This is a genomic window from Acidiphilium sp. 20-67-58 (genome assembly GCF_002255515.1).
In the GTDB taxonomy this organism is placed as follows: Bacteria; Pseudomonadota; Alphaproteobacteria; order Acetobacterales; family Acetobacteraceae; genus Acidiphilium.
The window spans coordinates 1-6,074 of the sequence record NZ_NCAS01000068.1; the positions used below are offsets into that span (position 1 = coordinate 1).

At 61.2% G+C, this 6,074-nt stretch carries 8 protein-coding genes; 6 read left to right on the forward strand and 2 right to left on the reverse strand.

What is annotated here, in order from left to right; translation table 11 throughout:
• The first annotated feature begins 10 nt into the window (after positions 1–10).
• Positions 11–583 carry a peroxiredoxin gene (locus B7Z76_RS15455; protein ID WP_288037209.1) on the forward strand — a complete coding sequence of 191 codons (573 nt, stop codon included), beginning with the start codon at positions 11–13 and terminating at the stop codon, positions 581–583.
• Positions 580–1,101 (forward strand): hypothetical protein, encoded by a 522-nt coding sequence (locus B7Z76_RS15460; protein ID WP_288037208.1) that lies wholly within the window; start codon positions 580–582, stop codon positions 1,099–1,101. Before B7Z76_RS15455 ends, B7Z76_RS15460 begins: the two co-directional genes overlap by 4 nt.
• A 174-nt stretch (positions 1,102–1,275) precedes the next feature.
• On the opposite strand, the gene B7Z76_RS15465 is transcribed toward B7Z76_RS15460, so the two are convergent.
• Positions 1,276–1,668 carry an ATP-binding protein gene (locus B7Z76_RS15465; RefSeq protein WP_291345077.1) on the reverse strand — a complete coding sequence of 131 codons (393 nt, stop codon included), beginning with the start codon at positions 1,666–1,668 and terminating at the stop codon, positions 1,276–1,278.
• A complete protein-coding gene (gene istA, locus B7Z76_RS15470) occupies positions 1,665–3,164 on the reverse strand; it encodes an IS21 family transposase (protein ID WP_291345089.1) in 1,500 nt (499 codons plus the stop codon). Before istA ends, B7Z76_RS15465 begins: the two co-directional genes overlap by 4 nt.
• Before the next feature lie 75 nt (positions 3,165–3,239).
• Here istA and B7Z76_RS15475 point away from each other — a divergent pair, with 75 nt between their 5' ends.
• The 4 genes from B7Z76_RS15475 (at position 3,240) to B7Z76_RS15495 (ending at position 5,746) form a co-directional block, all read left to right on the forward strand.
• On the forward strand, positions 3,240–3,566 hold the full coding sequence (locus B7Z76_RS15475) for a DUF6118 family protein (protein WP_291345079.1): 327 nt from the start codon (positions 3,240–3,242) through the stop codon (positions 3,564–3,566).
• A 134-nt stretch (positions 3,567–3,700) separates the two neighbouring features.
• Complete coding sequence (locus B7Z76_RS15480; protein WP_291345081.1) at positions 3,701–4,612, forward strand: lipopolysaccharide assembly protein LapB; 912 nt, start codon at positions 3,701–3,703, stop codon at positions 4,610–4,612.
• 183 nt (positions 4,613–4,795) lie between these two features.
• A complete protein-coding gene (locus B7Z76_RS15485) occupies positions 4,796–5,221 on the forward strand; it encodes a putative toxin-antitoxin system toxin component, PIN family (RefSeq protein WP_291345083.1) in 426 nt (141 codons plus the stop codon).
• 228 nt (positions 5,222–5,449) lie between these two features.
• Complete coding sequence (locus B7Z76_RS15495; RefSeq protein ID WP_291345087.1) at positions 5,450–5,746, forward strand: hypothetical protein; 297 nt, start codon at positions 5,450–5,452, stop codon at positions 5,744–5,746.
• Positions 5,747–6,074: the final 328 nt, after the last annotated feature.

Sequence of the window (6,074 nt, forward strand, 5' to 3'; positions counted from 1 at the left end):
GAAAACACCAATGACAAGACCCAACGCCTCACATGGAACGGCTTTGCTTGCCAGCGTGGTCTTTCTCGGTCTCGCCTCGGCGACCGCGATGGCCGCGCCCTCAGGCAAGATGGGACCAACCAACGCGCCGGCACCACAAAACATGGTAGCAACCAATGCGCCATTCACCGTTGACGGAAAGAACGTCGAGCTGAAAACCTATCTGGGCCATCCGCTCGTGGTCTGGCAGGTCACCACCTGGTGTCCGAGCTGCAAGGCCGGGCTCAAGACCTTCGCACAGCATCAGGCGGAGATCGACAAGTCGGACATCACGATCCTCGTGCTGCGCGACTACCAGAATGGCGGTTATCCTGGTCCCAGCATGCACCAATTTGTCGAGCAGGCCGCGCCGAAGCTCCTGAATGATCCGCATTTTGTGATCGGAGACGACACGAAGGCGTTGTTCAACCTCTACAACCCTCACAAATTTGTCGATGTCTATCAGGTGATCGCGTCGGACGGGCATATCGCGGTGGTTTCCTCGACACCCTCCGCCACTTTCGGCAAGATCGACGGCTTCATCAAGCCAAAGACAGGATCATGATCTGCGCCCTCTATCAGCGCGCGGAGATGGTGCCGCGCGCCTTGCAGATGGCGCTCGGCTCCCGCCGGGCCGTGCTCGGGACAACGGCGTTGTTTCTCGCGGCTCTTGGCTTCTATGCGATGCTCCTGCCCGCGACGAGCACAGGCGGCGCCGTGGGGCTCGTTTCGCTGGACTTTCTTACACCAAACGAGTTCGTCCTTGCGGTCATCATGGCCGCCCTCCTCGCGCTGACGGTGGCGCTCGGCGTCTATGGCCTACGCCACGGAGGGCGGGTGCGCCCGGCCGGCAGCGTACTGGGGGCAATACTTGCAACCTTGCCCGCGCTGCTCTGCTGCACGCCGATCTTGCCGCTCGGCATCGCGGCGATCGCGTCCGTCCTGCCGGCGGCCGGGCAGTTTGGATTCCCGATCCAGGGCTTCATCGCGACCCATGAGGGCGCGATCTACGGGATCGCGATCGCACTGATGGTCTGGGGCCTCTACGGCAGCGCTAAGCGGGCGCTGTCCTGCGCCTGCTGAAGCCGCGTCGGCCATCAGGCTCGGCGTGCAGATTCAGGTAACGCCCTGGGTCAATCGATTTTACTCACGAAAGACAGAGAGCCAGCCGCCGCAAGATGTTCCTTCACATTCCCGCACTTTGGCGGCTTAGCGTGCAGTTTTGAACAAATCGTCCGGTGACCCCACTTTGGCGGCTTAGCGTGCAGTTTTGAACAAATCGTCCGGTGACCCCGTCTTGCCAGTGCCGGAATTCCCCAGAGCGATAATGTTGTCGTGGGCGTTGATGTATTCGCAGCGCGCCAGATCCAGCACCAGCATCTTGTTCAGCGACGGGATTGCGGTGAAGTCAAAGCTATCGAGGCTTTTGACCGCTGGGAAGTGCGCGGCGTGGATCCGCCGCTCTACCAGACGGCGCTCGCGATCGAGCAGTTCCAGCTCCGCCAGTCGCAGCAGAAATTTCGGATGATCGGCACGCTCCTTTGCGCACTCGGCGGCAACCTTGGCATATTCGCGCAGGAAGGTCGGCAGCTTCAGCGCCTTTAGATGATGTGCCAGCAGGACCTGTGGTGCCTCGATCGCGCCGCTCATGCCGCGCCTCGGCTCAGCAGCACGCTGTAATCCGCGGCTGCGGTCATCCGCACATGCGCTGCCGGCAGATAGGGATAGCGCGCAAGATCCAGCCGCGCCGGCCGCTGCTCGACCCGCGCCAGAACCAACTGCTTGACGGCGTCGAAGCCGATAGCACCGAGCCGCATCGCCTCGATCACCGCAGCCGAGACTATCGTCTCCGGAAACACCTCCATCAGCCGCAGGATCTGGATGAACTCGCGCTTGCCGCGGTTCCCCATCCGCGCCTCCAGGAGCCGCCGGATCCGCTGGAACCCTTCAGGAAGAGCCCAGTTCTGCAACGGCGCCGCCTGATCCAGTGCCCCAGGCTTCTGTTCGATCAGTGCCAGATAATGCAGCGGATCGAAGATGAACGCGCCGCGGCCATAGACCCGCTCATGGCGAGCGATGATCTCGGCGCCGGCTATGATCAGCACCCGATCGACAAACCCTTTGACCAGCACATCCCGGAAGGCATACGCCGTCGGCACCGAGTAATCATTCATCCGGTAGCGCACCAGCGCCGTCGACGAGGCCCGCGCCGGCTTCTTCTCGCAGGGCTCGAACCTTCCCGCCGGCAACACCTTCAATGCCGCCAGATCGCGCAGCAGCCGCTCGCCGATCGTCTCCTCATGGCGGCCGGCATGCTCATCCTGCCGGGCCAGGCAGCGCGCCTCCAGCGCCGCGTTCAGCGCCTCAAAGCTCGCCGCATGCGGCAGCGGCGTCATGAAGCTCCGCTGCGTGTACTTCACCAGCCCCTCGACTTTCCCCTTGTCGTTGCCTTTGCCGGGGCGACCGAACCGGTCCTTGAACAGGTAGTGGCTGATCAGCTCGGTGAAGGCGCGCGTCCGTGTGCGTCGCCCATCGCCAAGGATCCGCGCCACCGCCAGCTTGGTGTTGTCATAGAGGATCGACAGCGGCACCCCGCCAAAGAAAGCAAAGGCCGACACATGGCCATCCAGAAATGCCTCCGTCGTCTCCGCCGGATATGCTTTCACGAAGGGCGCGTCCGAATGCGGCAGGTCCATGCAAAACACATGCATCACCGTCCGCACACCGCCGATGAAGCCAATGCACTGGCCAAAATCCACCTGCGCATGCCCAGGCGGATGCGACAGCGGCACGAATGCCTCGCGCAGCCGCAGCCGCGCCGGCCGAACATAGTCCTTCACCACCGTGTAGCCGCCGGTATAGCCATGTTCGTCGCGTAGGCGCTCGAAGATCCGCTGCGCCGTGTGCCGCTGCTTCACCGGCGCATCCTTGTCCGACACCAGAATCGCATCGATCACCGGAACCAGCGGACCAAGCTTCGGCTTCGCCGGCGGCTGCTCACGCCGATATCCAGGCGGCACCGAAAACCGGCAAATTTTCGTAATCGTCTCCCGGTTCAGACCGAATACCCGTGCAGCCTCCCGCCGGCTCCGTCCCTCGACAAACACAAATTGCCGAACCGCCGCGTAAACCTCCACCATGAACACCCCCCGTCGCCCCTCCATCTGGAAAGAGGCAACCCTACAAGTGGCTGGTTTTTGCGCCGCCACGCAGCAGCATTATTGCCGCCGCTCCGTGGCCTGGTTTCGCACCGCCGCATACAGTTTCTGGCGCTCGGCCTTGCCGGGTCACCGTTCCTGGCCAGCTACCTGCCGTTCGGCTGGGACGGCACCGTCACCTCCATCGTCATGGACCAGCCGGATCGCTGGGATGCCGGGGCGGCGCTGATGAAGGTGGCGAACCCCGAGGCGTGGGACACTCTCGCCGCAGACAGACGCTTGATCACCGGCAACAAGGCCAGCGCCAAAGCCGTCAGTCAGTGCCAGACACAGGTCGCCGCCACCCACAAGCCTCAGCTATGCCAAATCACCGGCCAGCCGGGAGCGTGAGTGTCAGGCAACTTTGCCCGCGGCGGATCGGGCAGACAGGGGTGAACCGCACGGAAGTCGAGGACGATTGACCGGACCGAAAGAGTCGCCACACCGAGACGGTGGTGGCAGTCTGGGGCGGAAAGGAGAGCCGCATGCCTGTATCGAAAAAGCCACGGAAAAAACCGCTCCGGAAATCCCGCGGCGGGGATCAGAACAGGGCCATGCCCTCGCTGCCAGACCGGCGCGGCGTGGAAGGGATGATGGCGGGGCTGTTTGAGCAGGCGACAGGCGACGATCCGATCTCGGCCGCCCAGAACGTCATGTATCGAGCCTGGGAAGCGACGGACCGGCGGGCGCGGATCAGGCTGGCGAAGCAGGCACTGACGATATGCCCCCACTGTGCGGACGCCTACGTGCTTCTGGCAGAAGAAGACGCCCGCTCGGTTGAGCCGGCATTGGCCTATTATCGGCTGGGAGTCGAGGCGGGCGAAAAAGCCATCGGGCCCCAAGGGTTCCGGGAGTATGCGGGGCATTTCTGGGGGTTTCTTGAGACCCGGCCGTATATGCGGGCGCGGCAAGGTCTTGCGGTCGCGCTCTGGGCGCTGGGCCAGCATCAGGAGGCGATAGGGCATTGCCAGGCGATGCTGGAGCTCAACCCGAACGATAACCAAGGCATCCGCTATCTGCTGGCCGGCTATCTTCTGGCGCTCGGGCTTACGGATGCCCTGAAACAACTGCTCGGCCAGTTCGAAGACGACGGCACCGCGATGTGGCTTTATACGCGGGCGCTGCTGGCCTTTCGGGAGAACAGTCCGGAGGCGGACAGGCTGGTGGAAGCAGCCTGGTCGGAAAACAGCTATGTGCCGGAGTTCCTGTCTGGACGACGTCCGGTGGTCGCCTCACAGGACGGCTATATCACGCTGGGGGGAGAGGATGAGGCCGGCGAATATGTCAAGGACAACGGAGAAGCCTGGCGCGCCACCCCCGGCGCCATCGAATGGTTGAACCAGGTCGCAGCTGCCTTGGTACCGAAGCGGCAGGGCGGGCGGCCAGGTAGAAGGTGAGAACCGGAACTCTCTGCGTTTCTGGTAGGGCTTGCTGTTTCTATAACAGCCACGGCGCCGGTTGCTCGATCGGCCTGGACATAAATCGGTGGAAATCGAATAAAACCCGCAATCCGATATGTGGTGCCGCCACATGCGACGTCACTACTTGCGTAAGTTAGTGACATCGTATATAGCGCCACTATGTTAAGGGTGGTTATAGACACGGATGTTCTGATTTCGGGTTTTATTTCACCGGAAGGTGCATCACGACAGCTTGTGCTTGATGCGCTCGATGAGAAATTCGCGCTTTTGCTTTCGACGCCATTGCTGGTGGAGTATGAATCTGTCCTCCGTCGGCCACAGCATTTAGCCAGGGCGAAAGCGACGGACGCGGACGTTACGGAAATTCTGGACGCCCTGGCAGGCATCTGCGTTCCGGTTGCTTTTGACTATAATTGGCGCCCGACCGGCGCCCATGCTGACGATGAATTGGTCATCGAGACGGCGATCAATGGACACGCGGACGCGCTCGCGACGTTCAATTTGAAAGACATGCGGGATACCGGCGCGCGCTTTGGTTTCCGTGCACAGCGGCCAGGTCCCCTAATCAGGAGTATGAGAGCATGAGCAATGTAAAAATCCAACTTCGGTTGCCGGAAGACATGAAGGATGCCGCAATGCGGCAGGCGTCAATGTCGGGCATCAGTATGAATTTATTCGTCGCTACGGCCGTTGCCGCTCGCGTTGGGGCACAGTCGGAGGCCGAGCGGTACTTCGCTGCCCGGGGGTCCCGCACGACCCCCGCCCGTGCCAAAGCCTTGTTGAGCCGTCTTGGAACACCTGGCAGCCTGCGGGATGACGATCATCTCGATGCACCCGACGAAGTCGCATAACCTGGATATCTCTACACTGATCGCAATAAAGGCTTATGCGACGTATTTCACAGGGCTCGATGCGGCTGACTTGGCAACGGCAATTCGTGAATGGTTGTCGAGATATACCGAGGGCAACGTCCCGGAGACAGCCGGCATGCCATGGCAAACATGGGCACAGACCGCAGGGAAGATCCTTGAGTGCATTGGCTTAGTAACCGCATTCAAGGGAGTTCACAAGGCACAGGATTGCCGGATCATCGTGAATGTGGGCAAGTGAATTGAAGAAAACAGAGATTTTCGTAATCTGGGGAAGTTGTGGCGTTTCGCGGTGAGATCATGAGAGACACTTGCGTCATTTTTCACTAAAATGACAAAATATACTCAAAATCGTTAGTCGTGGTGTTCAAGTGCGGGACAGGGGGAATTCGATTCAAGATGCCGAACCTAATAAGAGGTATTGTTGCGCCTTTCGCACGCCCGGTCTGGCGCCGGATCCGTGCTCGGATGGAAACGAGGCTAGCTCCGGTAGACGCTCGTCTGGCGGCGATCGAAGCGCGCCTCGACTCGTTCGGTAGCAGGCCCGATGTCGATCCTAGGATCCTAGC